This is a genomic window from Pseudomonas sp. 5.2 (genome assembly GCF_059025405.1).
Window position 1 is genome coordinate 262,808 of the sequence record NZ_JBYBHH010000003.1, and the last position, 24,201, is coordinate 287,008.

The 24,201-nt window shown below is 59.4% G+C and carries 24 protein-coding genes; 1 reads left to right on the top strand and 23 read right to left on the bottom strand.

Annotation, left to right across the window (positions count from 1 at the left end; all coding sequences use genetic code 11):
- Window positions 1–104: 104 nt before the first annotated feature.
- A complete protein-coding gene (locus AC5PZ0_RS07010) occupies window positions 105–1,712 on the top strand; it encodes a tyrosinase family protein (RefSeq protein ID WP_493854581.1) in 1,608 nt (535 codons plus the stop codon).
- Between the two features lie 45 nt (window positions 1,713–1,757).
- On the opposite strand, the gene AC5PZ0_RS07015 is transcribed toward AC5PZ0_RS07010, so the two are convergent.
- The 23 genes from AC5PZ0_RS07015 to rpmH form a co-directional block, all read right to left on the bottom strand.
- Window positions 1,758–2,459, bottom strand: a complete 702-nt coding sequence (locus AC5PZ0_RS07015) for a copper chaperone (RefSeq protein WP_493854582.1) — start codon at window positions 2,457–2,459, stop codon at window positions 1,758–1,760.
- Between the two features lie 181 nt (window positions 2,460–2,640).
- Window positions 2,641–3,054, bottom strand: coding sequence for a hypothetical protein (locus tag AC5PZ0_RS07020; RefSeq protein ID WP_081717437.1), 414 nt, complete (start codon window positions 3,052–3,054; stop codon window positions 2,641–2,643).
- A gap of 357 nt (window positions 3,055–3,411) precedes the next feature.
- Window positions 3,412–5,247, bottom strand: a complete 1,836-nt coding sequence (gene glmS / locus AC5PZ0_RS07025) for a glutamine--fructose-6-phosphate transaminase (isomerizing) (RefSeq protein ID WP_454242734.1) — start codon at window positions 5,245–5,247, stop codon at window positions 3,412–3,414.
- 2 nt (window positions 5,248–5,249) lie between these two features.
- The gene (locus tag AC5PZ0_RS07030) at window positions 5,250–6,026 is read right to left on the bottom strand and encodes a DeoR/GlpR family DNA-binding transcription regulator (protein WP_027592080.1); all 777 of its coding nucleotides are present in this window, start codon (window positions 6,024–6,026) and stop codon (window positions 5,250–5,252) included.
- A gap of 179 nt (window positions 6,027–6,205) precedes the next feature.
- On the bottom strand, window positions 6,206–7,573 hold the full coding sequence (glmU, locus tag AC5PZ0_RS07035; RefSeq protein WP_027592079.1) for a bifunctional UDP-N-acetylglucosamine diphosphorylase/glucosamine-1-phosphate N-acetyltransferase GlmU: 1,368 nt from the start codon (window positions 7,571–7,573) through the stop codon (window positions 6,206–6,208).
- A gap of 122 nt (window positions 7,574–7,695) precedes the next feature.
- A complete protein-coding gene (locus tag AC5PZ0_RS07040) occupies window positions 7,696–8,115 on the bottom strand; it encodes a F0F1 ATP synthase subunit epsilon (RefSeq protein ID WP_016489909.1) in 420 nt (139 codons plus the stop codon).
- A 43-nt stretch (window positions 8,116–8,158) separates the two neighbouring features.
- Window positions 8,159–9,535: a F0F1 ATP synthase subunit beta gene (atpD, locus tag AC5PZ0_RS07045; RefSeq protein ID WP_016489910.1), complete on the bottom strand. Its 1,377-nt coding sequence runs from the start codon at window positions 9,533–9,535 to the stop codon at window positions 8,159–8,161.
- 27 nt (window positions 9,536–9,562) lie between these two features.
- On the bottom strand, window positions 9,563–10,423 hold the full coding sequence (atpG, locus tag AC5PZ0_RS07050) for a F0F1 ATP synthase subunit gamma (protein WP_016489911.1): 861 nt from the start codon (window positions 10,421–10,423) through the stop codon (window positions 9,563–9,565).
- A 48-nt stretch (window positions 10,424–10,471) separates the two neighbouring features.
- Window positions 10,472–12,016: a F0F1 ATP synthase subunit alpha gene (atpA, locus tag AC5PZ0_RS07055; protein ID WP_099430841.1), complete on the bottom strand. Its 1,545-nt coding sequence runs from the start codon at window positions 12,014–12,016 to the stop codon at window positions 10,472–10,474.
- Between the two features lie 21 nt (window positions 12,017–12,037).
- Window positions 12,038–12,574, bottom strand: a complete 537-nt coding sequence (locus AC5PZ0_RS07060; protein WP_003253191.1) for a F0F1 ATP synthase subunit delta — start codon at window positions 12,572–12,574, stop codon at window positions 12,038–12,040.
- 12 nt (window positions 12,575–12,586) lie between these two features.
- Complete coding sequence (locus AC5PZ0_RS07065) at window positions 12,587–13,057, bottom strand: F0F1 ATP synthase subunit B (protein ID WP_003253189.1); 471 nt, start codon at window positions 13,055–13,057, stop codon at window positions 12,587–12,589.
- 57 nt (window positions 13,058–13,114) lie between these two features.
- Window positions 13,115–13,372 carry a F0F1 ATP synthase subunit C gene (gene atpE / locus AC5PZ0_RS07070; RefSeq protein ID WP_003097235.1) on the bottom strand — a complete coding sequence of 86 codons (258 nt, stop codon included), beginning with the start codon at window positions 13,370–13,372 and terminating at the stop codon, window positions 13,115–13,117.
- Window positions 13,373–13,514: 142 nt separating this feature from the next.
- Window positions 13,515–14,384: a F0F1 ATP synthase subunit A gene (atpB, locus tag AC5PZ0_RS07075; protein WP_493854583.1), complete on the bottom strand. Its 870-nt coding sequence runs from the start codon at window positions 14,382–14,384 to the stop codon at window positions 13,515–13,517.
- 16 nt (window positions 14,385–14,400) lie between these two features.
- Window positions 14,401–14,808 (bottom strand): F0F1 ATP synthase subunit I, encoded by a 408-nt coding sequence (locus tag AC5PZ0_RS07080; protein WP_027592077.1) that lies wholly within the window; start codon window positions 14,806–14,808, stop codon window positions 14,401–14,403.
- Window positions 14,809–14,956: 148 nt separating this feature from the next.
- Window positions 14,957–15,829 (bottom strand): ParB/RepB/Spo0J family partition protein, encoded by an 873-nt coding sequence (locus AC5PZ0_RS07085; RefSeq protein WP_027592076.1) that lies wholly within the window; start codon window positions 15,827–15,829, stop codon window positions 14,957–14,959.
- Between the two features lie 9 nt (window positions 15,830–15,838).
- Window positions 15,839–16,630: a ParA family protein gene (locus AC5PZ0_RS07090; protein WP_027592075.1), complete on the bottom strand. Its 792-nt coding sequence runs from the start codon at window positions 16,628–16,630 to the stop codon at window positions 15,839–15,841.
- 18 nt (window positions 16,631–16,648) lie between these two features.
- A complete protein-coding gene (rsmG, locus tag AC5PZ0_RS07095) occupies window positions 16,649–17,299 on the bottom strand; it encodes a 16S rRNA (guanine(527)-N(7))-methyltransferase RsmG (RefSeq protein WP_099430842.1) in 651 nt (216 codons plus the stop codon).
- Complete coding sequence (mnmG, locus tag AC5PZ0_RS07100; RefSeq protein WP_493854584.1) at window positions 17,296–19,188, bottom strand: tRNA uridine-5-carboxymethylaminomethyl(34) synthesis enzyme MnmG; 1,893 nt, start codon at window positions 19,186–19,188, stop codon at window positions 17,296–17,298. Before mnmG ends, rsmG begins: the two co-directional genes overlap by 4 nt.
- An 889-nt stretch (window positions 19,189–20,077) precedes the next feature.
- Entirely contained in the window at window positions 20,078–21,448 is a 1,371-nt protein-coding gene (gene mnmE / locus AC5PZ0_RS07105) for a tRNA uridine-5-carboxymethylaminomethyl(34) synthesis GTPase MnmE (RefSeq protein ID WP_265967489.1), read from the bottom strand.
- Between the two features lie 82 nt (window positions 21,449–21,530).
- The gene (yidC, locus tag AC5PZ0_RS07110) at window positions 21,531–23,213 is read right to left on the bottom strand and encodes a membrane protein insertase YidC (protein ID WP_027592071.1); all 1,683 of its coding nucleotides are present in this window, start codon (window positions 23,211–23,213) and stop codon (window positions 21,531–21,533) included.
- A 2-nt stretch (window positions 23,214–23,215) separates the two neighbouring features.
- Window positions 23,216–23,461 carry a membrane protein insertion efficiency factor YidD gene (gene yidD, locus AC5PZ0_RS07115; protein WP_075046823.1) on the bottom strand — a complete coding sequence of 82 codons (246 nt, stop codon included), beginning with the start codon at window positions 23,459–23,461 and terminating at the stop codon, window positions 23,216–23,218.
- Complete coding sequence (gene rnpA, locus AC5PZ0_RS07120; protein ID WP_077068714.1) at window positions 23,454–23,858, bottom strand: ribonuclease P protein component; 405 nt, start codon at window positions 23,856–23,858, stop codon at window positions 23,454–23,456. The genes yidD and rnpA overlap by 8 nt, the downstream gene beginning before the upstream one ends.
- 13 nt (window positions 23,859–23,871) lie before the next feature.
- Window positions 23,872–24,006 carry a 50S ribosomal protein L34 gene (gene rpmH / locus AC5PZ0_RS07125; protein WP_003253163.1) on the bottom strand — a complete coding sequence of 45 codons (135 nt, stop codon included), beginning with the start codon at window positions 24,004–24,006 and terminating at the stop codon, window positions 23,872–23,874.
- Between the last annotated feature and the right edge of the window lie 195 nt (window positions 24,007–24,201).

Consider the following 24,201-nt stretch of genomic DNA (forward strand, 5'->3'; position numbering starts at 1 on the left):
CCGTCTGGCGCCCTCCCAGGCAGATTTTTACAACCCGGATATGCTGGACGATGGAGCAGTAAACCCCCGAGTTTTCGGGACCAGTGGCAACAAGGAGGTTCACCATGTCATCCACCCCGCGTGTACGTCGTTCGCTCAGCGATATCCAGGCTGACTACGATCAAGGCAAAAAAGCAGAACTTGAGAATCTGATCCGCGCCTGGAAGGGCATCAAGGATCTTCCCGCTAACGACCCAAACTCCTTCTTCACCCTCGGCGGCCTGCATGGCGAGCCATTCCGTGACAAGGGCAAGACCGACCCCAACTGGTGGGGCGGCTACTGCCAGCACGGGACGGTGCTGTTCCCAAGCTGGCACCGCGCCTACCTCTGGCGCCTGGAAGAGGCGTTGCGCAGCATCCCCGGCTGCAAAGACGTGACCTTGCCGTTCTGGGATGAATGCAGCGATGCATCACGGGAAAACGGTATCCCGTCGGCGCTGACCCAAGAATATTTCGAGCTCGACGGCCAGAAAATCGACAACCCTCTGCGCTCCTTCGTGTTCCCGAAAGCCATCACCGACGAGGTCGAGGACACGCCGATCATCTACAGCAAGCCGGAAGGCTACGAGACAGTGCGTTACCCGCTGTCCGGTTTGGTGGGCACTGATGAGGACCGCGCAAAGACCGACGCCCATAACGCGCAATTCCCAGACCCAGAGCAGAACATCGGCTACCTCAATAGCAACATCAGTACCTGGCTGAGCGGCAAGATCAAGATCGGTGGCAGGTGGCGTGGCGAGGTGTTCACCCGCTTCGAAAACTGCTTGGACGCGCCCACCTACACCCTGTTCTCCAATACCACGTCGGCCGCCGCGAAAAACAAGGCTGACCCAGCGGGCACTCACCATGTCTCCCTGGAAGAGCCGCATAACTTCATGCACCTGGCCGTCGGCGGCTTCGACTACCCGGGGCAAGGCAACAATTCGGCGATCCCGGGTGCCAACGGCGACATGGGCGAGAACGAGACCGCCGGCCTGGACCCGATCTTCTTCTTCCACCACTGCTTCATCGACTATGTGTTCTGGACCTGGCAGCGTCGGCAAGGCGCAACTGATGAATTCAGCATCGATGCCACCGATCCCGGCGCCAGCTACTACAAGCCCGATGGCGTGCAACCGCCAGCAGGTGCAGCAGGCCTGGACCCGAATGCCATCCTGAGCCTGGACACTACGCTTGACCCGTTCGTGAAGGCCGACGGCAGCCCTTTCACCACCCGTGACTGCTTCAACATCGAAACCCAGCTGGGCTATGGCTATGGCAAAGGCTCGCTGGACGCCTACGCCCAACCCAACAAGCCGTTGCTGTTCAAGGCCGAGGCCGTGCAACCCGCTGGCAAGACCTTGCGCATCAGCCGCATCAACCGGGGCAAGATCCGCGGTTCGTTCCTGATCAGCGCCTACGCCAAGGTCGATGGCAAGCGCGAATACCTGGGTACCCGGCCGATTCTCAGCCGCTGGCATGTCGAAGGCTGCATGAACTGCCAGACCCATCTGGAAGCCACCGCTACCTTCAAGCTGCCACTCAACGCCGACAACTCGGCGATTGATGAAGGCACAATCGAAGTGGAAGTACAGACCCGTGACACGGTGCTCAAACGGCCAGAGGGGGCCAAACTGCTCAATAGCAGCAACGCTGTAGCCGCTGACGTGCCATTCAAACTGGAAACCTACTGAGCCACCGCCGTCGCAGCATCCTAAGCCTGGCTTCGGGTGCTGCGCTCAGGCGCTTGAACGCTGTCGGTCCCTACGCTCATAGGCAATAATGATTGCACCGGCGATCATCACGGGCAGGTGAACAGACGGCAGGCAAAATGCGATCAGCATCAACGGCCAACAGGTGGCGTAGCACCACACCCCATGCAGCGCCCCCTTGACCAATGGGTTGGCGACGCTGGCGGGCCGATGGCAGCGCAGAAGGCAACGCGCCCTGAACGCGCACAACTGCCACCCCCCTGCCCCTATCAGCGCCAGCAACCCTGCTGCGAGTTGCGAGCCGGCGAAAGAAACCAGCAACAGCGCAATCATCAACAGCAGTGAACTGCCCGCCAGCCACACGCCAAAATACCCCAGCAGAAATGCCGCGACAGCGGGCGCTCGATGGTAGGGCCTTGATTGATGCCACAGATGCGCCAATGGCCCCTGCAGCGCGGGCAGCATCATCGCGACCAGCATCAGCCCCACCGCACCGGTGAAAACGGCGATGTCCATGCTGGAATAATAGAGGCGCAGGTTCAGCCATCCCTCGGTCAGCATCGAGGGCGAGCCGGAAATACAGAACGATTCAAGATCGTGGTGGCTGTCGTTATTGAGCGCCATCCAGATAAAAGCAACGAGGCTGGCAGCCCATAACGCGCATTTGAGCGGATCACCGCAGGTGTCGCGCACCCATGCTGGCAGGGGCGCATTAGCCTGGCGCGCCATCAGACGACCTCCCTGTCATCGGCTAGACGGCCTGGCTCATTGCCTGTGCCGCGCTAGTGACTATAGAGCAGGTTACTAGGGCTTGCCGGTACGCCGACTGATGGTGACAGGGGCGCGCGGATGCTACGCAGGCTATGCCGCAGCGCCCTGCAAACAAGAGCGCCGCAGCCTGGCATCACCTTCAGAACGTCGCGTTCTTGAGCGAGATGTGGCAGTTCTTATAGTCGTAGTCGACCAGTGTCACGACACCGGAAACATTCGATTTTTTCCCAACGGAGAGCGCATTGACCATGCTGGTGTTGGTCGATTCAGCGTGGATATCCACGTCGCCAACGCTCAGCACTACCCGATACGCCTCGAGCCCTTGATTGATCATGGCGACTTCACCGTTGGTGGAGAAGGTCTTGCCGCGGTACAGGCTGTTTGCGCGAACCTTGTTTTCTTTCGTGACACGGCAGATTTCTGCAAGGCTTTGATCGATGGCTACTGGCGCGGTCGCCTTCTGAATTTCCTGCATTGTTTGCTCAAAATTCGCGCAACCCGAAAGGGCTACGAAAGGCAGCGCGGCGAAGAGGCAATTACGAAGAGCTTTCATGTGGACAACCTTACAGATGATTAAAGAAGTGCTTTGGCCTTGAGCACACCCTGACTGGAGAAATTTCAGACAGTTCCATACGAACCTCGCGGGCACATGCAGGCGTGGTGAATAGGCGATGGCTATGCGTTGGGCTGACTTGCGGAAAATCGGGCACTACCGATCAGGACGACGGCGGCAGCGAAGTAAGAAGGGGGGACAGCAGGCATCAGTCATTCCTTTGAGGCGCGTTTGAATGTGTTCAATCCCTTGAACCGGCCGAAAGTTATACCAAAAACCGTTTTACTGCGCAAAAAAGCACCAGTACCTGCTGTTGATCACAGCGGGGCCGGTGCTTTTTAACGGTTGCCCGTCGGTTTATTCCACCGTCACCGACTTCGCCAAGTTACGCGGCTGGTCAACGTCGGTGCCCTTGAGCACCGCCACGTAGTACGACAGCAACTGCAGCGGGATGGTGTACAGGATCGGCGCCAGGGCGTCAGCGATGTGCGGCACCTTGATCACGTGGGTGCCTTCACCATTGGTCATGCCAGCGTGCTCGTCGGCAAACACTACCAACTCACCGCCACGGGCACGCACTTCCTGCAGGTTGGACTTGAGCTTCTCCAGCAGTTCGTTGTTCGGCGCCACAGTCACGACTGGCATGTCGTTATCCACAAGTGCCAGCGGGCCGTGCTTCAGCTCACCTGCCGGGTAGGCTTCGGCGTGGATGTAGGAGATTTCCTTGAGCTTGAGCGCGCCTTCCATCGCTACCGGGTACTGGGCGCCGCGGCCGAGGAACAGGGTGTGGTGCTTGTCGGCGAACAGCTCGGCGATCTTCTCGACAGTTGCGTCCATGGCCAGTGCCTCGCCCAGGCGGGCCGGCAGGCGACGCAATTCTTCAACCAGCTCGGCTTCGACACCGGCTTCGAGGGTGCCGCGTACCTGGCCCAGGGCCAGGGTCAGCATCATCAGCGAGACCAGCTGGGTGGTGAACGCCTTGGTCGAAGCAACACCGATTTCCGGGCCAGCCAGGGTCAGCAGGGTCAGGTCGGATTCACGCACCAGCGAGCTGATGCCGACGTTGCAGATCGCCAGGCTGCCGAGGAAGCCCAGCTCCTTGGCGTTGCGCAGGGCAGCCAGGGTGTCGGCAGTCTCACCGGATTGCGAGATCGAGACGAACAGGGTGTCGGGCTGCACCACCACCTTGCGGTAGCGGAACTCGCTGGCGACTTCGACCTGGCAAGGGATGCCGGCCAGGCTCTCCAGCCAGTAACGGGCGACCATACCGGCGTGGTAGCTGGTGCCGCAGGCAACGATCTGTACGTTGCGCACTTTGGCGAACAGGTCGGCGGCTTTCGGGCCAAAGGCCTGTACCAGCACGTGGTCTTTGCCCAAACGGCCTTCCAGGGTGCGCTGGACCACGCTTGGCTGCTCGTGGATTTCCTTGAGCATGAAGTGACGGTAGTTACCTTTGTCCGCCGCTTCTGCACCTTCGTGATACTGCACGGTTTCACGCTGGACCTTGTTGCCAGCCTGGTCCCAGATGCTGACCTGGTCACGGCGGATTTCAGCGATATCGCCTTCTTCCAGGTACATGAAACGGTCGGTGACCTGGCGCAGGGCCAGCTGGTCCGAGGCCAGGAAGTTCTCGCCAAGGCCCAGGCCGATCACCAGCGGGCTGCCGCTGCGGGCAGCTACCAGGCGGTCTGGCTGTTTAGCGCTGATCAGGGCCAGGCCATAAGCACCGTGCAGGCGCTTCACCGCAGCCTTCAGCGCGTCGGTCAGGTCTGTAACGGTCTTGAGCGTGTGGTGGATCAGGTGGACGATGACTTCGGTATCGGTCTGCGAGGTGAACACGTAGCCGAGGCCTTTGAGCTCTTCACGCAGTTCTTCGTGGTTCTCGATGATGCCGTTGTGCACGACCGCCAATTCACTGCCCGAGAAGTGTGGGTGGGCATTGCCTTCGGTTGGCGCGCCGTGGGTAGCCCAACGCGTGTGAGCGATACCCAGCTGGCCGACAAGCGGCTCGGCGGCCACGGCAGCTTCCAGCTCGCTGACCTTGCCAATCCGGCGGCGGCGCTCCAGGCCACCCTGCTGGCTGTAGACCGCCAGGCCGGCACTGTCGTACCCGCGGTACTCAAGGCGCTTGAGGCCTTCGATCAGGATGGCGGTGATATTACGTTCGGCTACGGCACCAACGATTCCACACATGTTCATTGCTCCTGGCTGATCGCGGCGCAAATCAGGTTGATGCCGCGGGCTTGAATTTGTTCGCGTGCCGCTGCGGGCAGGCGTTCGTCAGTAATGAGGGTATTCACGCTGCCCCACGGCAGCTCAAGGTTAGGGATCTTGCGCCCCACCTTGTCGGACTCGACCATCACGATCACCTCACGGGCGACCTCGGCCATGACTCGGCTCAAGCCCAGCAGCTCATTGAAGGTGGTGGTGCCCCGGTTGAGGTCGATGCCATCGGCACCGATGAACAGCTGATCGAAATCGTAGGAGCGCAGCACCTGCTCGGCAACCTGCCCCTGGAACGACTCGGAGTGCGGGTCCCAGGTACCACCGGTCATCAGCAATACAGGCTCATGCTCGAGATCGCTGATGGCGCGGGCCACGTTCAAGGAATTGGTCATCACCACCAGGCCAGGCTGTCGGCCCAGCTCGGGAATCATCGCGGCAGTGGTGCTGCCACTGTCGATGATGATCCGCGCATGTTCGCGGATACGCCCTACCGCCGCGCGGGCAATGGCCTTCTTGTAGGCAGACACGGGCTGGGCCGGCTCACCGAGCAGCTCTTGCGGCACCGGTACCGCACCGCCATAGCGGCGTAGCAACAGGCCGTTGGTTTCCAGGGCGGCGAGGTCTTTGCGAATGGTCACTTCCGAGGTTTCGAAGCGCTTGGCCAATGCATCCACACTCACCTCCCCTTGCTCACTGAGCATGGCCAGGATGTTGTGGCGGCGTTGAGGCGTGTTACGTTTCGACATGAGCGCTTAAGTTTCGTTTCGAAAGATAATGGTTGCAATCAAAACCTAAGACGCTCGTTTCGTCAAGCAGTTGCTGCCCTGTGGATAGTTTCGTCCCCTGTAGGAGCGCAAACTCACCCCCCAAAGAAAAGCCGACTTATTCACATAAGTCGGCTTTCGATCGAACAGCTGTGTATAACTCAGCTCTTCTTAATCTTCTCCGGCCGCTTCCAGCCCGAGATGTTTCGCTGGCGCGCGCGGCCCACAGCCAGGTCGGCGGCTTCGACGGTCTGGGTGATAGTCGAACCGGCTGCCGTGGTCGCGCCGGCCTTGATTTCCACAGGCGCCACCAGTGAGTTGTTCGAACCGATGAACACGTCCTCACCCATCACGGTCTTGAACTTGTTGGCGCCATCATAGTTGCAGGTGATGGTGCCAGCGCCGATGTTGGTGCGCGCGCCAATTTCGGCGTCGCCCAGGTAGCTCAGGTGGCCTGCCTTGGCGCCTTCGCCCAAGTGAGCGTTTTTCAGCTCGACGAAGTTACCCACATGGGCCTTGGCATCCAGCACACTGCCTGGGCGCAGGCGAGCGAACGGGCCGGCGTCGCTGCCCTCACCCATCACCGCACCTTCGATGTGGCTGTTTGCCTTGACCACCACACCCTTGCGCAGGGTGCTGTTCTTGATCACGCAGTTGGGGCCGATCTCTACGCCGTCTTCGATGACCACCTGGCCTTCGAGGATCACGTTGATGTCGATCAGCACATCGCGACCAACGGTCACTTCACCCCGTACATCGAACCGCGCCGGGTCACGCAGGGTGACGCCCTGGGCCATCAGGCGGCGGCCTGCGCGCAGCTGATAGTGGCGCTCGAGCTCGGACAGCTGGCGACGGTCGTTGGCGCCCTGCACTTCCATCGGGTCTTCAGGTTGCTCGGTGGCAACCACCAAGCCATCGGACACCGCCATGGCGATGACGTCGGTCAGGTAGTACTCGCCTTGGGCATTGTTATTCGACAAGCGGCTCATCCAGTCCGCCAGGCGCGCCGCAGGCAGGGCCAGAATGCCGGTGTTGCCTTCCTTGATCGCTTTCTGCGCGTCGCTGGCATCCTTGTGCTCAACGATGGCCGTCACCTTGCCCTGCTCGTCACGCACGATACGGCCATAGCCGGTCGGGTCTTCGAGGGTGACCGTGAGCAAGCCCAGCTGTTGATCATTGGCCTTGGCCAACAGGCGCTGCAAGGTCTCCACTTCGATCAACGGCACATCACCGTACAGCACCAGTACGGTGTCAGCGGTCAATGCTGGCAGCGCCTGGGCCACGGCATGGCCTGTACCCAGCTGCTTGTCCTGCATGACAAAGTTCAGATCGTCAGCTGCCAGGCGCTCACGCACCTGCTCGGCACCATGGCCAATGACCACGTGGATACCTTGCGGCTGGAGTTGACGCGCGCTGTGGATAACATGGCCAAGCATGGAGTTGCCGGCAACCGGGTGCAGCACCTTGGGCAGCGCCGAGCGCATGCGGGTACCTTGGCCGGCGGCGAGAATAACGATATCGAGTGACATTACTGGCTACCAATCCTGGGCGGTCAGTGAAATGACCGGGGGGAGAAATTCGGAAAAAGAAAAAGGGTAGCCGAGGCTACCCTTTTACTCAATCGCAACAGAAGTGATCAGCCCAGGGCCGATTACTTGCCTTTGCGCATTTGCTGGACGGTACGCAGCTGAGCTGCGGCCTCGGCCAGACGTGCGGCGGCGGCGCCGTAGTCGAAGTCCGCGCCTTTCAGATTCAGGGCGTTCTCGGCAGCCTTGAGGGCTTCCTGAGCCTGAGCTTCATCCAGGTCTGCAGCACGTTGCACGGTATCGGCAAGCACCTTGACCATGTTCGGCTGAACCTCGAGGAAACCACCAGAGATGTAAAACACCTCTTGGGCGCCACCCTGCTTGGTCAGCGTGATCGGACCTGGCTTCAGATTGGTGATCAGCGGCGCGTGGCCCGGAGCGATACCAAGATCACCCAGGTTACCGTGCGCAACCACCATCTCGACCAGACCGGAGAAAATCTCTCCTTCCGCGCTGACGATATCGCAATGGACTGTCATAGCCATCTGCTTGCCTCAACCTGATAGCGCCCCTTGCGGGGCGCAGGAATTACAGTTTCTTGGCTTTCTCGATCGCTTCGTCGATGCTGCCGACCATGTAGAACGCTTGTTCTGGCAGGTGGTCGTAGTCACCTTTGAGGATGCCGCTGAAGCCAGCGATGGTGTCTTTCAGGGAAACGTACTTGCCTGGCGAACCGGTGAAGACTTCGGCCACGAAGAACGGCTGCGACAGGAAGCGCTGGATCTTACGAGCGCGGGCTACCAGTTGCTTGTCGGTCTCGGACAGTTCGTCCATACCCAGGATGGCGATGATGTCTTTCAGCTCTTTGTAGCGCTGCAGAACATACTGAACGCCACGCGCGGTGTCGTAGTGCTCGTTGCCGATCACGTTCGGGTCCAGCTGGCGCGAAGTCGAGTCCAGTGGGTCGACCGCTGGGTAGATACCCAGGGAGGCGATGTCACGGGACAGAACGACGGTGGCGTCCAAGTGGGCGAAGGTGGTCGCTGGCGACGGGTCGGTCAAGTCGTCCGCAGGTACGTATACGGCCTGGACGGAGGTGATCGAACCTTCCTTGGTGGAGGTGATGCGCTCTTGCAGAACGCCCATCTCTTCAGCCAGGGTCGGCTGGTAACCTACTGCCGAAGGCATACGGCCCAGCAGTGCGGATACTTCAGTACCGGCCAGGGTGTAACGATAGATGTTGTCGACGAACAGCAGAACGTCGTTACCTTCGTCACGGAACTTCTCAGCCATGGTCAGGCCGGTCAGCGCTACGCGCAGACGGTTTCCTGGTGGCTCGTTCATCTGACCGTAGACCAGCGCTACTTTGTCGAGAACGTTGGAGTCCTTCATCTCGTGGTAGAAGTCGTTACCCTCACGAGTACGCTCACCCACACCAGCGAACACGGAGTAACCGCTGTGTTCCATGGCGATGTTACGGATCAGTTCCATCATGTTTACGGTCTTGCCGACACCGGCACCACCGAACAGACCAACTTTACCACCCTTGGCGAACGGGCAAACCAGGTCGATAACCTTGATGCCGGTTTCCAGCAGGTCGTTGCCGCCTGCCTGGTCAGCGAACGAAGGCGCTGGCTGGTGGATACCGCGACGCTCTTCTTCACCGATCGGGCCGGCTTCGTCGATCGGGTTGCCCAGTACGTCCATGATACGGCCCAGGGTGGCCTTACCAACAGGAACGGAAATGGCAGCGCCGGTGTCGACGACATCCAGACCGCGCTTCAAGCCTTCGGTCGAGCCCATCGCAATAGTACGAACCACGCCGTCGCCCAGCTGCTGCTGAACTTCGAGGGTGGTTTCCGCGCCTTGTACTTTCAGCGCGTTGTATACACTCGGCACGACGTCACGTGGGAATTCCACGTCGATGACGGCGCCGATGATTTGAACGATACGTCCGCTACTCATAGCTGGATCCTCTGAATATGTGAACCGTTAAACCGCGGCAGCGCCGCCGACGATTTCCGAGATCTCCTGGGTGATCGCAGCCTGACGCGCCTTGTTGTAGATCAACTGAAGCTCTTTGATCAAATCACCGGCGTTGTCTGTGGCGTTCTTCATGGCGATCATCCGGGCCGCTTGTTCAGCAGCGTTGTTCTCGACCACCGCCTGGTATACCTGCGACTCCACATAACGCACCATCAAGCCGTCCAGCAGCTCTTTTGCGTCGGGTTCGTACAGGTAATCCCAGTGATGCTTGAGATCCTGATCCGGGGTTGCCACCAACGGTACCAATTGCTCGACCGTTGGCTTCTGGGTCATGGTATTGATGAACTTGTTCGAAACCACGGAGAGGCGATCGATACGGCCGTCCAGGTAGGCGTCCAGCATCACTTTGACGGAGCCGATCAGATCGTTGATCGATGGCTCTTCGCCCAGGTGGCTGATCGCGGCTACGACGTTGCCGCCAAAGATGCGGAAGAAAGTCGCACCCTTGCTGCCGATCACGCACAGGTCGATTTCCACGCCCTGTTCGCGGTTTGCGTTCATGTCCTTGACCAGGGCCTTGAACAGGTTGGTGTTCAAGCCACCGCACAGACCACGGTCACTGCTCACCACGATATAACCGGTGCGCTTAACAGGGCGCTCGATCATGAAAGGGTGGCGGTATTCCGGGTTGGCGTTGGCCAGATGACCGATCACCTGGCGGATACGCTCCGCGTAAGGACGGCTAGCAGCCATGCGCATTTGTGCCTTGCGCATTTTGCTGACCGCCACTTTCTCCATGGCGCTGGTAATTTTTTGCGTGCTTTTGATGCTCGCAATCTTACTGCGAATCTCTTTTGCGCCTGCCATGTATCACCTATCAGGTTAGCAAGCGGGGGCCTGGGCCCCCGCTGCGGCTTACCAGGTCTGGGTGGCCTTGAACTTCTCGATACCGGCTTTCAGGCCAGCGTCGATTTCGTCGTTGAAGTCACCCTTCACGTTGATCTTCGCCATCAGTTCAGCGTGATCACGGTTGAAGAAGGCGATCAGTGCTTGCTCGAAGCTACCGATCTTGGAGACTTCTACGTCAGTCAGGAAACCACGCTCAGCGGCGTACAGCGACAGGGCCATGTCCGCGATGGACATTGGCGCGTACTGCTTCTGCTTCATCAGCTCGGTAACGCGCTGACCATGCTCCAGCTGCTTGCGGGTCGCTTCGTCCAGATCGGAAGCGAACTGGGCGAATGCAGCCAGTTCACGGTACTGAGCCAGAGCGGTACGAATACCACCGGACAGCTTCTTGATGATCTTGGTCTGAGCGGCACCACCTACGCGGGATACCGAAACACCGGCGTTCACTGCAGGGCGGATGCCCGAGTTGAACATGGCCGATTCCAGGAAGATCTGACCGTCGGTGATCGAGATCACGTTGGTCGGAACGAACGCGGAAACGTCGCCAGCCTGGGTTTCGATGATCGGCAGCGCGGTCAGGGAACCGGTTTTGCCAGTCACAGCACCGTTGGTGAACTTCTCGACGTACTCTTCCGAAACGCGCGATGCACGCTCCAGCAGACGGGAGTGGAGATAGAACACGTCGCCTGGGTACGCTTCACGTCCTGGTGGACGGCGCAGCAGCAGGGAGATCTGACGGTAGGCAACGGCCTGCTTGGACAGGTCATCGTAAACGATCAGTGCGTCTTCACCGCGGTCACGGAAGAACTCGCCCATGGTGCAACCGGCGTATGGCGCCAGGAATTGCAGTGCGGCGGATTCCGAAGCACTGGCAACCACCACGATGGTGTTCTTCAGTGCGTCGTTTTCTTCCAGCTTGCGAACGATGTTGGCAACGGTGGAACGCTTCTGGCCGACAGCAACATACACACAGAAAATACCGGAGTCTTTCTGGTTGATGATGGCGTCGATGGCCATGGCGGTCTTGCCGATCTGACGGTCACCGATGATCAGCTCACGCTGGCCACGGCCGACAGGGATCATGGCGTCAACGGACTTGTAGCCAGTCTGTACAGGCTGGTCTACCGACTTACGCCAGATCACGCCTGGAGCAACTTTCTCGACCGCGTCGGTCTCGGTGTTGCCCAGCGGGCCTTTGCCGTCGATCGGGTTGCCCAGTGCGTCGACGACGCGACCCAGCAGTTCCTTACCAACCGGAACTTCCAGGATGCGGCCGGTGCACTTGGCGCTCATGCCTTCGGCGAGGGTGTCGTATGCACCCAGGATCACTGCACCTACGGAGTCTTGCTCCAGGTTCAGGGCCATGCCGTAGACGCCGCCAGGGAACTCGATCATTTCGCCGTACATGACGTCGGCCAGACCGTGGATCCGCACGATACCGTCGGAAACCGAAACGACGGTACCTTCGTTACGGGCTTGGGAGCTCACATCGAGGTTGTCGATGCGGCCCTTGATGATTTCACTAATTTCGGAAGGATTGAGTTGCTGCATTGCTCTGCTGCCCCTTCAAACTCAAGATTTCAATGCTTCGGCCAGTTTCGCGATTTTGCCGCGAACAGAGCCATCGATTACCAGGTCACCAGCGCGGATGACGACGCCGCCAATCAGGCTGGCATCCTCCGACGCGTGCAGGCGCACTTCCTGGCCTAACCGTGCACTGAGAACCTTGGCGAGTTTGTCTTGCTGTTCTTGGTTCAACGCGAAGGCACTGGTGACTTCCACGTCCACGGATTTCTCTTGCTCGGCCTTGTACAGGTCGAACAGAGCGGCAATCTCCGGCAGAAGCAGGAGACGGTCGTTTTCCGCGGCAACATGAATGAAATTCTGTGCCTGTGCATTGAACTTGTCACCGCACACGTCAATGAACGTGGCGGCCTTTTCTGCGCTCGTCAGTCGCGGGGCCTTGAGCAGGCGCTGCATGGTGTCGTCTTGCGACACCGCAGCAGCCAGGCCGAGCATGGCTGACCAATTGGCCAGTTGCTGATGGGCCTGGGCATGCTCAAAGGCAGCCTTAGCGTAAGGTCGGGCCAACGTGGTCAGTTCTGCCATGATCGCCCTCGCTTAAATTTCAGCGGCCAGTTTGTTAACCAGCTCCGCATGCGCGTTTTGATCGATTGTGGCGCCAAGGATCTTTTCAGCACCGCCAACGGCCAGAGCACCCACTTGGGCACGCAGGGCGTCTTTAGCGCTGTTCAGTTCCTGTTCGATCTCGGCCAGAGCCTGAGCCTTCACACGGTCAGCTTCGACGCGGGCCTGTTCACGGGCTTCCTCGACAAGCTGAGCAGCGCGTTTCTTGCTTTGCTCAATGATTTCGGCTGCCTGTGCTTTAGCTTCACGCAGTTGCTGACCCGCTTTCTCTTGGGCCAGCTCCAGGTCGCGAGCTGCGCGGTTGGCAGCGTCCAAGCCATCGGCAATCTTCTTTTGGCGCTCTTGCAGAGCAGTGATGACCGGAGGCCATACGTACTTCATGCAGAAGAGTACAAAAATCAGGAAAGCAACGGATTGGCCAATCAGGGTTGCATTAATGTTCACGCCAACACCTCGCTCGGTCTTAATTCATACAGCAAATCAACTCGTGGTGACGAGTGATTAGCCGGCGATCTGACCAACGAACGGATTCGCGAAGGTGAAGAACAGAGCGATACCAACACCGATCATGGTTACGGCGTCGAGCAGACCGGCAACGATGAACATTTTAACCTGCAGCATCGGAACCATTTCTGGTTGACGAGCAGCGCCTTCCAGGAATTTGCCGCCCAGCAGGCCGAAACCAATGGCGGTACCCAGAGCACCCAGGCCGATCAGCAGAGCAACAGCGATAGCGGTCAGACCAACTACAGTTTCCATCTTTCCTCCCGACTTTTACGTCGTATTGGTTAGGTTTTTAGTTTGAAGCGGTAAAACAAATCGTGAGTACAGCTGCCCTTGCGGACTTTTTAAGCCCTCCCCCCGTACCGGCGAGGAAGGCTATCAGACACGCCAGGCGGTCTTAATGGTTATCTTCGTGCGCCATCGACAGGTAGACGATGGTCAGCATCATGAAGATGAAAGCTTGCAGGGTGATGATCAGGATGTGGAACACAGCCCACGCCCATTGCAGCACCACACCCAGGCCGCTCAGCCAGAGCAGGCCGGAGCCGAACATGACGGCGATCAGGATGAACACCAGCTCACCGGCGTACATGTTGCCGAACAGACGCAGGGCCAGCGAGATCGGCTTGGCGATCAGGGTGACGAATTCGAGCAGGAAGTTCACCGGGATCAGCAGGATCTGCACAAAGATGTTCTTGCTGCCGAACGGGTGCAGGGTCAGCTCACCGAGGAAGCCGCCCAGGCCCTTGACCTTGATGCTGTAGAAGATGATCAGGGCGAACACGCTGAAAGCCATGGCCAGGGTCGCGTTCGGGTCGGTGGTCGACACGGCGCGGAACGGAATGTGCGGATCACCGGAGATCAGGATGGCCAGCTGAGGAATCCAGTCGACCGGTACCAGGTCGACGGCGTTCATCAGGAATACCCAGACGAAGATGGTCAGCGCCAGCGGTGCGATCACCGGGCTACGGCCGTGGAAGGAGTCCTTCACGCTGCCGTTGACGAAGTCGACCATCACTTCGACGAAGTTCTGCAGACCGCCAGGTTGGCCGGAGGTCGCCTTCTTCGCCGCCATGCGGAAGATGAACAGGAAGATCAGACCCAGCGCAACGGACCAGCCCAGGGTGTCCAGGTGGAACGCCCAGAAGCCCATTGCCTTGGCTTCTGCAGCCGAATGGGCGAAGCCCCAGCTGCCGTCTGGTAGTTGACCGTAGGTCAGGTTCTGCAAGTGGTGCTGGATATAGCCCGAAGCGGTTTCTGCTGCCATGGTTGCCTCAAACGCCCTAAGGTCTCGAAAGTCTTTTATTCATTAGCAGTGGCGCGAACCAGCTGACCATTAGGGTCAGCAGGAAGACGCCGAATACTGCTAACGGCGCCAATGGCTTCACTCCTGCGAAGGTCAGTGCAAACAGCACTGCCGTCAAAATCATTTTGCCTGCCTCGCCAGCGTAGAACGACTTGACGATGGCCTGCGCTGCCCGGGCTCCGCTGAAGCGAAATGCCTTCCAGGCGAAATACACATTGGGTAGCCAGGCAATCAAACCTCCGCAGAGACCTGAATATCCACTGACCGCCCCTTTCCACTGCCACAACACCAACGTTGCCAACAGCAGTACAACACATTGAGTCAGCAGTACCGGAAAAACCGCCCAGCGATGGAAAGGCAAGCGGTTTGGCGTGCGTATTTCCATCACAACTGCTCCTCGGAAGTCGACCAACAAGTCAGCTATGACTTGGCATAATTTGTGCCGACAAAATGCGCGCAGAGTATAGGGGTGGATTAACCCCTATTCAACTCTTCGTAGTGATTTCCGACTGCGCGCTACAACAGGAATTGTTTCAGCGGATGTGAGCAAGGACGCCTTGCAACTCGTCAAGCGAGTTATAGCGAATAACCAACTGGCCCTTGCCCTTGTTGCCATGACGGATCTGTACGGCAGAGCCCAGGCGCTCTGCGAGCCGCTGTTCAAGGCGTGCGATATCCGGATCAGGTTTGCTCGGTTCGACCGGATCAGGCTTGTCGCTGAGCCACTGACGCACCAGTGCCTCAGTTTGGCGCACGGTGAGGCCACGTGCGACAACATGACGCGCCCCCTCTTCCTGACGATGCTCTTCAAGACCGAGCAAAGCGCGCGCATGACCCATCTCCAGGTCACCATGGGCGAGCATGGTCTTGATCGCTTCAGGCAGGGTGATCAGGCGCAGCAGGTTGGCCACGGTAACCCGCGACTTGCCCACGGCATCCGCTACCTGCTGCTGGGTCAGTTCGAACTCCTGCTGCAGGCGCTGCAGCGCGAGGGCCTCTTCCAGGGGGTTGAGGTCTTCGCGCTGGATGTTTTCGATCAGCGCCATGGCGATGGCCGTTTCGTCCGGCACTTCGCGGACCATGGCCGGCACAGTGTCCAGGCCAGCCTGCTGGGTGGCGCGCCAACGGCGCTCACCGGCGATGATCTCGTAGCGGTTGTCGGCAATCGGGCGAACCACGATCGGCTGCATCACGCCATGGGTGCGGATCGAGTGCGCGAGTTCTTCCAGCGCCACCGGGTCCATGTCGCGACGCGGCTGGTACTTGCCACGTTGAATCAGCTCGACCGGCAGGTGTTGCAGTTCTTTCTGGTCGATCTTGACAGCCTGCTCTTCGAGCGCGCTGACGGAAGGACCACTGAGCAGTGCATCCAACCCACGTCCGAGACCCCGTTTCTTAACGGCCATACGGATTCCTTAAGTTGTTTGTGCAGTGCGGGATGGACGGCGCTGACGGCGTACCAGTTCCCCAGCCAGGGCCAGATAAGCCAGCGCGCCACGCGATTGCTTGTCGTAGGCCAGGGCCGGCATGCCAAAGCTTGGGGCCTCGGCCAGGCGAATGTTGCGCGGGATGACCGTGTCGTACAGCTGCTCGCCGAAGTGTTCCTTGAGCTGGGCCGAAACATCGTTGTTCAGGCTCAGGCGCGGGTCGAACATGGTCCGCAACAGGCCTTCGATCTTCAGCTCCGGGTTCAACCGGGCGGCGATGCGCTTGATGTTATCCACAAGGTCACTGAGACCTTCCAGTGCGTAGTACTCGCACTGCATGGGGATAATGACACCATCGGAGGCCACCAACGCGTTCAGCGTCAGCATCGACAACGACGGCGGACAGTCGATGAGAATGAAGTCGTAGTTCTCGCGGATCGGCGCCAGGGCGTTGCGCAGGCGGCTTTCCTTGACCTGCATTTCCAGCAGCACCACTTCGGCGGCGGTCAGGTCACGGTTGGCCGGCAACAGCTGGAAACCACCGTGCTCGGAGTAATGCATGGCCTGAGCCAGGTCGCATTCCCCGATCAGCAGGTCGTATACCGAGTGCTCGAGCTCGTGCTTGTCGACACCGCTGCCCATGGTGGCGTTGCCTTGCGGATCGAGGTCGATCAGCAGCACACGACGTTTGGTCGCGGCCAGCGAAGCGGCGAGATTGATACAGGTGGTGGTCTTGCCCACACCACCTTTCTGGTTCGCGATTGCGAATACCTTAGCCATTGATGCGCGTGTTCCCAGTCATGCCTTGCGGCGCAGTATCAGCAGATGGCGCTGGCCCTGGCAACCCGGAACGGTCAGGGCCTGCTCGCTTTCCACTGTGAAGTCTGCGGGCAATGCTACCAGTTCATCGGCAGGATGCAGCCCCTTCATTGCAAGCCATTGCGTCCCGGTGTCGCCCAGATGGCGGGTCCAGTTGGTGAAGTTCTCCATGCTGCTGAAGGCACGAGAGATGATTCCGCTGAACGGTTGCGCCGGTTTGAACTCCTCGACCCGGCTGTGGATAACCTGCAGGTTGTCCAGCTTGAGTTCCATTTTGACTTGGGTCAGGAAGCGGGTCTTCTTGCCATTGCTGTCCAGAACCGTCACTTGCTTGTGCGGGTGCAGGATAGCCAAGGGTATGCCTGGCATGCCACCCCCACTGCCGACATCCAGCCAGTTATCGCGCTCGCTGTGGATAAACGACATGACGCTGAGGCTATCGAGCAGATGCCGCGAAACCATCTCGTCCGGATCGCGCACGGCAGTCAGGTTGTAGGCCTTGTTCCATTTGATCAACAGGGCCAGGTAGCCCAGCAGCATCTCGTGCTGCTGCGCGCTCAGCTCGATGCCGAGCTGGCGCGCGCCTGTGGACAATTCTTCGGCGTGTTGCGGGGTGACCAGGGAACTCAAGCGCTTTGCTCCAATTCGCGGCCTGCGCCGCGTTTTTTCAGATGAATCATCAGCAGCGAAATGGCCGCTGGTGTCACACCAGGAATACGCGAAGCCTGGCCCAACGTCTCGGGACGGGTCTGGCCAAGCTTGCCCTGGATTTCCTTCGACAGGCCAGAAATCGTGGTGTAGTCGATATCCACAGGCAGGCGGGTGTCTTCGCTGGCGCGCAGCCGAGCGATTTCGTCCTGCTGGCGGTCGATGTAGCCCGCGTACTTGGTCTTGATCTCGACCTGCTCGGCAACCTGTGGATCAATTTCATCACCACCGGTGGCCTCGATCAGGCCGGCGTAGTCGATTTCCGGCCGCGCCAACAGGTTGAGCAGGCTGTATTCGTGGCTCAACGGCGTGCCGAACTTATCCACAACTGCCTGGCCCTGCGGCGTATTCGGGCGAACCCAAGTCGACTTCAGGCGCTGTTCCTCACGCTCGATGCCATCACGCTTGGCGCAGAACGCGGCCCAACGCTGGTCATCGATCAGGCCCAGTTCGCGGCCTTTTTCGGTCAGGCGCAGGTCGGCGTTGTCTTCGCGCAGGATCAGCCGGTACTCGGCACGCGAGGTGAACATGCGGTACGGCTCCTGGGTACCCAGGGTGATCAGGTCGTCGACCAGTACGCCGATGTACGCCTCGTCGCGCCGCGGGCACCAGCTTTTGCGGCCTTGCGCACGCAGCGCAGCGTTGGTACCGGCCAACAGGCCTTGTGCACCGGCTTCTTCGTAACCGGTGGTGCCGTTGATCTGGCCAGCGAAGAACAGGCCGCCGATGACTTTGGTCTCGAGGCTGTACTTCAGGTCACGCGGGTCGAAGTAGTCGTACTCGATGGCGTAGCCCGGGCGCACGATGTGGGCGTTTTCCATGCCGCGAATCGAGCGCACCAGCTCCAGCTGCACGTCGAACGGCAGCGACGTCGAGATGCCGTTGGGGTACAGCTCATGGGTGTTCAGGCCTTCCGGCTCGATGAATACCTGGTGGCTTTCCTTGTCGGCAAAACGGTGGATCTTGTCTTCGATCGATGGGCAGTAGCGCGGGCCAACACCTTCGATCACACCCGAGTACATCGGCGAACGGTCGAGGTTCGACGCGATGATTTCGTGGGTGCGGGCGTTGGTGTGGGTAATCCAGCAGCTCACCTGGCGCGGGTGCATCTGCGCGTTGCCCATGAACGACATGACCGGGATCGGCGTATCGCCCGGTTGCTCGGTCATGACCGAGAAGTCTACCGACCGGCCATCGATACGCGGCGGGGTACCGGTTTTCAAACGGCCTACGCGCAGCGGCAGTTCACGCATGCGGTGCGCCAGGGCAATCGAAGGCGGATCGCCGGCGCGACCGCCGGAATGGTTTTGCAAACCGATGTGGATAAGGCCACCGAGGAAGGTCCCGGTCGTCAGCACCACGGAGTCGGCGAAGAAGCGCAGGCCCATCTGGGTCACTACGCCTTTGACTTGGTCCTGTTCGACGATCAGGTCATCGCAGGACTGCTGGAATATCCACAGGTTTGGCTGGTTTTCCAGGATTTCGCGAACCACAGCCTTGTAAATGGCGCGGTCAGCTTGTGCTCGGGTGGCGCGTACGGCCGGGCCTTTGCGGTTGTTCAAAACGCGGAACTGGATGCCGCTCTTGTCGGTGGCCAATGCCATGGCACCGCCGAGCGCATCGATCTCTTTGACCAGATGGCTTTTGCCAATACCGCCAATCGCGGGGTTGCAGCTCATGTGACCGAGGGTTTCCACGTTATGGGTCAGCAGCAGGGTTTTCACACCCATGCGTGCAGACGCAAGCGCAGCCTCGGTACCGGCATGGCCGCCGCCGATGACGATCACTTCAAAACGGGAAGGGAAATCCACCACGCACCTCGTGCCTGTTTTTGCGAATAGAGAAGGTAAGCGGACAAGTATAGGGACTTACCCCCTTGCAAAGGAACCGCTTGCGCAAAATTTGATCAGGCTGTGGATGAGTGGCAGACAACAAAAACAACGAAGAGAGATTTAAAAAAGCTTTGTTTTTATGTTTATTCTTATGCACACACCTTTCTGTGGATAAGGTTCTAGATCCCTTATGTGGCGCTGTGTACAGAGAAATTAAACCCTGTTATCCAAGTGCCATAAGGCCTCTGGATAACGTCCTTTAGCCTGTGGATTAAAGTGCTACTTATGCACAAGCGGTTTTTTCCTCAAGAAAAAGAGGGGGTTATCAAGAGAGCTGATGGAGGGTTTTCCACAGGGTACAGCTGGGCCTTTTTTGTACCTGTTGATGAAAAAAACCGGATTACCGTAGCCGTTCGGCAATCCACAGACCGTCCCAGCGGGCCGGTGGGCCGAAAAGGTTGTTCAGCAAGTTGGGGTGAGAGGTGCGATTGCTTGCCGCGAGATAGGGTGAAGGCAGCCAGGTGCTTGTCTTGGGTTATGAGGGACGGCGTAAATCGAGCGCCGCCCGCGCGGCGCTTCGCAGCACAAGGCTGCTCCTACATCGGTTTCGGGCCAGTAACGCCTGTCCCAGCGCGCGCGACCGCCTTGTTTGTTCCACACGATATTGAGCTAGGCACCAAGGGGCCGCGCGCCTCAGTCTCAGGATTGACTGGCCCGATAAAAATGTAGGAGCAGCCTTGCGCTGCGAAGCGCCGCGCGGGCGGCGCTCGATCTCAAGGGCGTAAAAACTCCACCGCCAAACACCCAAAAAAAAGCCGCTCCCGGAGGAGCGGCCTGGTGTTGCGAGTGCCTTTTGAAGGCCTGTGGATTACTTACCGATGCAGAAACTGGAGAAGATGCGCCCCAACAGGTCATCCGAGCTGAACGACCCTGTGATCTCTCCCAGGGCCTGCTGAGCCTGTCGCAGGTCCTCGGCCAGCAGCTCACCGGCCCCCGCCAGGGTCAATTGCGCGCGGCCATGCTCCAGGTGATCACTGGCCTGGCGCAGAGCATCGAGGTGGCGCCGGCGGGCGCTGAAACCGCTCTCGGCGGTCTGTTCATAACCCATGCAGGCCTTGAGGTGGTCGCGCAGCAACTGCAAGCCACTGTCGTCGTCCTTGGCGCTGAGGGTGATGGTCACATGGCCGTCGTCACACTGTTCCAGGCCCACGGCCTCACCACTGAGGTCAGCCTTGTTGCGGATCAGGGTGACTTTGCCAGGGTCTGGCCGCTGATCGAGGAACTCCGGCCAGAGGGCAAACGGGTCTGCGGCTTCCGGGGCTGTGGAATCCACAACCAGCAATACACGATCCGCTTCGCCAATGGCCTTGAGCGCCCGCTCTACGCCGATCTTTTCCACATGGTCATCGGTATCACGCAGGCCTGCAGTGTCGACCACATGCAACGGCATGCCGTCGATGTGGATATGTTCACGCAGGATGTCGCGAGTGGTGCCGGCGATGTCGGTAACGATGGCGGCTTCGCGGCCGGCCAGCCGATTCAGCAGGCTGGATTTACCCGCATTCGGACGGCCGGCAATCACTACGGTCATGCCATCGCGCAGCAAAGCGCCCTGCCCGGCTTCGCGTTGCACTGTGGACAACTCGCCACGCACCGCGTCCAGCATCGACAGCACGTGGCCATCGGCGAGGAAGTCGATCTCCTCCTCAGGGAAGTCGATCGCCGCTTCGACATAGATCCGCAAGGCGATCAGCGCTTCGGTAAGGCTGTGCACACGCTTGGAGAACTCACCTTGTAGCGAACGCAAGGCATTGCGCGCGGCCTGGCTGGAGCTGGCCTCGATAAGGTCGGCGATCGCCTCGGCTTGCGCCAGGTCGAGCTTGTCGTTGAGAAACGCACGCTCGCTGAACTCACCGGGCCGGGCCAGGCGGCAACCAAGTTGTACACAGCGTTGCAGCAGCATGTCGAGGACCACCGGCCCACCATGCCCCTGCAGCTCGAGCACATCCTCACCGGTGAACGAGTTCGGCCCCGGGAAGTACAACGCGATGCCTTCGTCCAGGACCAGGCCCTGGTCATCACGGAAGGGCCCGTAATGCGCATGGCGAGGCGTTAGGGTGCGGCCGGTGATGAGCTGGCCTGCCTTGGCCGCCAGAGGGCCAGACAAGCGGACAATGCCCACGCCACCGCGGCCTTGGGCGGTAGCGATGGCAGCGATGGTCTCACGCACAGTGTTCATGCTCGAAAGCCTCTACGACAAAAACGACAGATAGCAAAAACGCCCCACTAGGGGGCGTTTTTATTCACAGACTAGCAGCCCGTCAAGCAGCAGCTTTTTTGGTCGCTGCTTCGATACGGCGGGTGATGTACCACTGCTGCGAAATCGACAGGCAGTTGTTCACAACCCAGTACAGCACCAGGCCAGCCGGGAACCACAGGAAGAAGAAGGTGAAGATGATTGGCATCATTTTCATTACCTTGGCCTGCATCGGATCCGGCGGCGTCGGGTTCAGACGCTGCTGAATGAACATGGTGGCGCCCATGATGATCGGCAGGATGAAGAACGGATCCTTGATCGACAGGTCAGTGATCCACAGCATCCATGGGGCCTGGCGCATTTCTACGCTTTCCAGCAGTACCCAGTACAGGGCCAGGAATACCGGCATCTGAACCAGGATCGGCAGGCAGCCACCCAGCGGGTTGATCTTCTCTTTCTTGTACAGCTCCATCATCGCCTGGGACATCTTCTGGCGATCATCACCGAAGCGTTCCTTCAGCGCAGCGAGCTTCGGCGCCACGGCACGCATGCGCGCCATCGAGCGGTAGCTGGCAGCCGACAGCGGGAAGAACAGGCCTTTGATCAGCATGGTCAGGACGATGATCGACCAGCCCCAGTTACCCAGCAGGCTGTGGATATGTTGCAGCAGCCAGAAGATCGGCTGGGCAATGAACCACAGGAAGCCGTAGTCGACGGTCAGTTCCAGGCCTGGGGACAACTCTTTGAGCTTGGACTGGATCTTCGGACCGGCGTACAGCATGGCGCTGGTTTCGACCTTGCCGCCAGCAGGAACGCTGATGGCTGGGCCGGTGTAGCCGATGATGTAGTTGCCTTGGCTGTCCTTGCGGGTCTGGACAACGTTGTTGTCCGACTTGGCCGGGATCCAGGCAGTGACGAAGTAGTGCTGCAGCCAGGCGACCCAGCCGCCGGACACATTTTCTTTCAAACTACCTTTGTCGATGTCTTTCATCGACACTTTCTTGTACGGCTCGGCAGCTGTCCACAGGGCGGCGCCCAGGTAGGTCGCGGTGCCGGTGGCCGTGCTCGAAGACGGATCGCCACTGGCGTCACGCTTGAGCTGGGCAAACATGTTGCCGCTCCAAGCCTGGCTGCTCTGGTTGTCGATCAGGTAGCTGACGGTCAGGTCGTACTCACCGCGCTTGAAGCTGAAGCGCTTGATGTAGTTCACACCGTTGTCGCTGAACTTCAGGTCCACCACCAGTTGTTCCTGGCCATCGGCCAGCTGGTAGTTGCGCTGTTCAGCCGCGTACAGCGGGCGACCCGTGGAACGGGCGTCCGGGCCATTGGCGCCGGTCAGGCCGCTCTGGGCCAGGTAAACACGCTCGCCACCGTTGTCGAACAGCTGGAACGGAATGTTCGGGTGGTCCTGACGGCGTGGATACTTCGGCAGGTTCAGCTGGACGATGTCACCACCCACCGGGTCGATAGCCAGTTCCAGAACATCGGTCTTGACGCGGACCAGATCCTTGCTGAGTGCGACCGGTGCCAGTTCGGCAGGGCTCGATTCGGCGTTGGCGCTCGGTACATCGGCGCTGGCACCGTTGTTACCGGCCGGCACGCCATCGGGCAAGCCCGGAGCAACAGTGCTGGCAGCAGTATTCTGAGTCGGCAGGGCAGCTTGGCCGTAGTCATCGTTCCACTTCAGGACCATGACGTAGGACACGACTGCCAGCGCGGCGATCAGGATCGTGCGTTTAATATCCATGATTACTCGGCTATCGAAGAAGTTCGGGAGGAAGGAGCGGGTGGAACGGGATCGAAACCGCCGTCGTTCCACGGATGACAACGCCCCAGGCGACGAACGGCCAGCCACCCACCACGCCATAAGCCATGGTTTTCGATGGCTTCGTAAGCGTAACAGGAGCAGCTGGGGAAGAAACGACAGTGACTGGCCATCAGAGGACTGATGGCATAACGGTAAAACTGGATCGGAACGAGTGCCAGTTTACGCATCTTGGCTGTCTACCCCTGCGGAATCGGCGCTAACCGCTGGAGAAGGCCGGCTGCGCGCCAGGCGTTTCCAGAGCTTGCCAAAGTGTTGATGCAATTCCGGGTTTTCTACCTCACCCAATCCCTTGCGCGCGACGATCACGATGTCCAGGCCAGCGAGTATCTGCTGGTTCAGACGAAAGGAATCGCGCATCAAGCGCTTGAGGCGATTGCGTTGAACGGCGAGCTTGACGCTCTTCTTGCCGATCACCAGGCCAAGGCGCGGATGATCGAGGCCGTTCTCGCGAGCAAGGATCAGCAGGTTTTTCCCTGGAACCTTGCCGGTTGGGGAGTCGAAGACCGCTTTGAAATGTCGGGGTGTAAGCAGTCGCTTTTCCCGACTGAAGTCCTGACTCACCACCTGTGCCGAAAAATCAAATGGCCAGACGCTTACGGCCTTTGGCACGACGACGCGACAGAACAGCGCGGCCGTTCTTGGTAGCCATACGAGCACGGAAACCGTGAGTGCGCGCGCGCTTGATGGTGCTTGGTTGGAAAGTACGTTTCATGGCGTGTTACCTGGGTTTGTCGACGACGGCCGGGATGGCCCCCTTTTTAAGAGACCGGCGATTCTAGAGAAAGCAAGGCAATAGGTCAATTTCCAACCAGTCATTCCTTATAGAAGGCGTGACGGGCTCGGTCGATCAGACGCTGCCCAGACACGGCCTTAGCGTGAACGCACATCGGGGGATAACATGAAAAAA